Below are 4169 nucleotides of genomic sequence, written 5' to 3'. Positions count from 1 at the left end.
CTCCGGTGTTCAAGCCGATGCCCTTCTTCAAGCCGATGCCCTGGCCGATACCTTGGAGCCATCGTCGGTGATCGGCTCGACGAAGCGGTGCAGCTTGGCCGGATTGCCCCTCCATATGGAGTTGGGCTCCAGCTCTTCGCCCTTCATGACGAAGGAGTCGACATCGACCACCGAGCCTTCGCCCATCACGACGCCGTAGTGGACAAAGGCTGAAGGTCCGAGCGTGCAGCCCTTGCCGATGCGGATGAAGTCGGACTTGAAAGCGCCTTCCTCCAGCGAATGGGCCTGGATGACGCAGCCCTCGTTGAGGGTGGCGTCGTCGCCGATCTCTACCAGCGAGCGTTCGGTGAGGTTGCTGCCGCCGTCATAGACCCGTTTGCCAACCTTGACGCCCAGCATGCGCAGGATCATCGGCCGGAACGGCGTGCCGGCGAACAGGCGCACGATCGGCGAATCCGCCAGCTTCCAGTGGCGCTCGTGGCGCCAGAAGGCGACGTCGTAGATCGTCGTCATCTGCGGCTTCAGCCGGCCGAAACCAAGGCTCGCCCGCTCCACGAAGATGTAGAACGGAATGGTGATCGCCGAGGTCAGGAGCACGGCGACGAACAGCGCGACCTCGGCCCATTCGGTGTAGTAGTTCAGCGCCCGGTCCCAGATCGCCAGCGTGACGAACAGCATGACCCATTGCGTTGCCACGAAGAGCAGGATCGTCACCAGATTGTGGCGGTTCTTGTGCGGGATGCGCCGGCGCCGGTCGTCTTCGTCGACGCCCGCGATGAGTTCCTTGTCGCGGTTCACCATGCGCGGGATTTCAAAGGCAGGCGAACCCAGAAGCCCGACATTCTCGCGCAGCGGCCCGTCGATGGGGATCATCACCTTGGTGCCGAGCAGGACGTTGTCGCCGGTGCGCCCGTCCGGCGGATAGTAGATGTTGTTGCCGAGATAGTTGCGCTCGCCGATCCTCGTCGGCTCGAGCCGGAAGGCGGAGGCGGATTTGTGCATGTTGATCATGAACAGCCCGTCCGACACCATGGTCTCGGTGCCGATCTCGCACAGAAGCGGGTTTTCGTGCTGCTGGTTGGAGCCGAAATTGGAGCCGGTCTGCACCACCTTGTTGAGGTTCCAGCCGATCGCTCTCATGTAGTGCACGATGGCCGAGCTGTCGCCGGCCAGCAGGCCGAGCACGCGGGAATTGCTGGAGAATTCAGCGACCGTCTGCAGCCAGTAGCGGAAGCCGTACAGCGTGTAGGTGCGGCCTGGCTTCAACAGCAGGCTGACCAGGCGCGGCACCAGCGTCGCCGCCAGGAAGGATGCGGCCATGTAGCCGAACAGCGTCACCGTGGTGCCGATCGCGACGACGCCGATGGTTTCCTGGTAGTCGTCGCCGACGTTTTCCCAATAGCTGTGGAACAAAAGCGGCAAGGGGGTGACGATGGCAAACAGCCCGATCAGCTGCACCGCTTCGAAGAGGAAGCGCCTGATGTTGGACGGATCGACATTGCGCACCTTGCAATAGTCGGCCGTGGTCGGCACGGCCGGCGAGCCATGCCAGCGTTCGCCGTCGGGGATGCTTTGGCCGCGGTGCAGTGAGGACGAATGGCCGAGCTGGGCGCCGTCGCCGATCCGGGTGTCGATGTCGAGCGTCGAGCCGACGCCGACAAAGGCATCGCGGCCGATGGTCAGCGGCCCGGTGTGGATATAGCCGGACTGCGCCCGGAAGCCGAGGATCATGGATTCCTTGCGCAGGATGGTGTTGGCGCCGATCGAGATGAGATCCGTGCAGACGGGCACGGATTTCGATTCGATGACGGCGTTCTTGCCGAGCTTGGTGCCCAGAAGCTGCAGGTAGATGCTGTAGAGCGGGCTGCCGCGGAACAGCACGACGGGCGCGGTGCGGATCAATGTCTTGACCACCCAGAAGCGGAAGTAACGCACGCCCCAGATGGGAAACGCCTCCGCCTTCCAGCGGCCGACCAGCACCCATTTGGCGATGACGGCAAAGCCCGACATGCCGAAGAACACGGCGGCCGAAAGCGCCACGCACCTGATGTAGAGCTGCAGCGGATCGTCGAGCGCGTCATACATCCAGTTGAGGCCGTCATTGACCGCCCACAAGGCGCCATAGCTGTAGAGCGCGTAGAACAGCAGCTGTGCGGCGCCGCAGGTCCAGTAGGCGAAATTCGAGGCCCGGCGGGTGAGGACGGGCTCGTTGGTGGCCGTCGTCATCTCGTCCGCCACGCCCAGGTGGAGCGCGAGCCGTGCCACGGTCGGGTGGAGGTAGATGTCGCGCATCGACGCCGTCGCCCATTCCTTCCTGGTGCGCAGGCGGGCGCAGAAATGCGCCATCAGCAGCGAGTTGGCGCCGAGATCGTCGAAGAAATTGTCCTCGACGGACACTTCTTCGAATTTCAGCACCGCGGCCAGTGCGTCGGCGAGGAAACGCTCGTCGTCATTGGCGGGCGCGACCATGGCGCGATCGCCCGAAAGCCGCACGCTTGTCGGCTTCGGCAGCTGGCGCAAATCCACCTTGTTGGAAACCGTCATCGGGATAACAGGCAGTTCCTCCAGATAGGAGGGCACCATGTAGTCGGGCAGCCGCCGCTTCATCGTCCTGGCGAGGTCGGCGCGCGAGATCGCCTTCTGGCCGGCCTTGGGGGCGTAATAGGCGACGAGTTCGACGCGGCCGGGCTCGATCTCCCAGGTGGTGACCGCAGCCTGGGCGATCTCGGGCTGGTCGAGCAGCACCGCCTCGATCTCGCCGAGCTCGATGCGGTAGCCGCGGATCTTCACCTGGGTGTCGATGCGGCCGTTATACTCGATCTCGCTTTGGTCGTTGATGCGGCCAAGGTCGCCGGTCCGGTAGATGCGCCTGGACGGATTGTTCGGCAGGCCGACGAAATCGGCGATGAATTTCTGCTCGGTCAGGTCGGGCCTGTTGAGATAGCCGACCGCGAGCCCGATGCCGGCAATGCCGATCTCGCCCAGTTCGCCGGGCTCGGCAAGCTGCGGCAGCGATGCGTCGAGGATGACGATCGAGTATGTCGGCAGCGGCGCGCCGATGGTGACGGGGCTGTCCGGCGTCAGCGCGCCCATTGTGGCGGTGACGGTCGCCTCGGTCGGGCCATAGGTGTTGAGGATCTGCCGCCCCGGCTTCGACCAGCGCACCACCAGATTGTGCGGGCAGGCCTCGCCGCCGACCAGCAGCGTGCGCAGGCTGGGCACATCCGACGTCATCGACGACAGCAGCGTCGGGCTGCAGGCGATGCAGGTGATGTCATGGAGCCGCAGGAAATCGGCCAGTTCCTCGCCTACCAGCGGCATCTGGCCCGGTGCCGGCACCACCGTCGCGCCGGCGACGAACGGCACCCAGATCTCTTCGGAGGAAAAGTCGAAGGCGATCGTCATGCCCTGATAGACGCGGTCGCCCGGCCGGTAGCCGTAGGAGGCGGCGGCGACGCGGATGAAATTGACGAAACTCTGGTGCTTGATGACCACGCCCTTGGGCTTGCCCGTGGTGCCCGAGGTGTAGAGGATGTAGCAGGTGTCGTCCGATGAAGCGGCCTTCGCATGCGGCTTCAGCGGCGCGTCGGACTGTCCGGAGATTTCAGCGGCGGCGCTGTCGATAAGGAGATGCGGGACGGGCAGCTGACCGGCGCGCGACGCGTAGGCGGCGATGGTGACGATCAGGCTGACGCCGGCGTCTTCGATGATGAGCGCCATCCGCTCCTCGGGGAAGGCGGTCGCCAGCGGCACGAAGGCAGCGCCCGCCTTCATCACGGCGAGCAGCGCGACATAGGTCTCCGCCGAGCGGTCGAGGATGAGCCCGACGCGGTGGCCCGGCCGCACGCCGCGCTTGACCAGCAGGCGGGCGAACTGGTTGGCGCGGCTGTCCAGTTCCCGATAGGTCCAGACACGCCCGTCCGAGATCACCGCCGGCAGCGCTGCAAACATGTCGGCGAGCTGTTCGAAGACGGTGTCGAGCCGCTCGCCGGGCAGGCCTTGCCGGGCAAAGTCGGCGCCCGTCAGGATTTGCCCGCGCCTGGCTGTCGCGGGGGCCGTTCTTATCGGCGCGTCGACACTTGCCAGGCCGCTTTCCAGCCCCGATCGTTCCGCGTCCAGTTCGGCGATGTCGACACCGTGATCCATTTCCATACTTTCCCGTCCAGGCC

General features: G+C 65.1%; 1 protein-coding gene. It reads right to left on the bottom strand.

Going from position 1 to position 4169, the window contains the following annotated elements; translation table 11 throughout:
- Positions 1-27 precede the first annotated feature (27 nt).
- A complete protein-coding gene (locus EN984_RS24740; RefSeq protein ID WP_127272003.1) occupies positions 28-4152 on the bottom strand; it encodes a Pls/PosA family non-ribosomal peptide synthetase in 4125 nt (1374 codons plus the stop codon).
- Between the last annotated feature and the right edge of the window lie 17 nt (positions 4153-4169).

It is taken from the genome of Mesorhizobium sp. M7A.F.Ca.CA.004.12.1.1 (assembly GCF_003997835.1).
In the GTDB taxonomy this organism is placed as follows: domain Bacteria; phylum Pseudomonadota; class Alphaproteobacteria; order Rhizobiales; family Rhizobiaceae; genus Mesorhizobium.
Note: the sequence above shows the minus strand (reverse complement) of the source record. Positions and strands in the feature narration are given on the sequence as shown.

Bases quoted from the DNA above. Each gene is read 5' to 3' on its own strand.
- EN984_RS24740 (WP_127272003.1), bottom strand. From the start codon at position 4,152: ATGGAAATGGATCACGGTGTCGACATCGCCGAACTGGACGCGGAACGA.